1 protein-coding gene is annotated in these 359 nt (G+C 66.9%); it reads left to right on the top strand.

Going from position 1 to position 359, the window contains the following annotated elements; all coding sequences use genetic code 11:
- The coding region (locus ACVA6Q_RS24590; protein WP_446649214.1) for a hypothetical protein at positions 1-359 on the top strand (359 nt) is incomplete at both ends.

Below are 359 nucleotides of genomic sequence, written 5' to 3'. Positions count from 1 at the left end.
GAGTTCACCATGCACACCACCCGTTCCTTCGCACGCACCCGCCGTCTGTCACTCGCCTTGCTGGCCACGCTGACGGCCTCCGCCGCCCTGTTTGCGGCGCAACCCGCTGCAGCCGCCCGCAGCTTCGACCCCTATACCCAAGGACAGAGCCGCCTGGACAAGGTGGACGCCTACACGCAAGGGCAGAAGCAGGACAAGGCGGATCCGTTCACGCAAGGCGCGGATCGCCAGGCCGATACCTACGGCTATCTGTCGTGGAGGCGCGACCGCTTCGATCCGTACGCGCAAGGCGCCGACCAGCAGCGCGCCGGCACACAGGGTGCGCTTGCATGGAACCGTGATTCCACCTACCCCAGCAC

Source organism: Vibrio sp. DNB22_10_4 (assembly GCF_052879755.1).
Note: the sequence above shows the minus strand (reverse complement) of the source record. Positions and strands in the feature narration are given on the sequence as shown.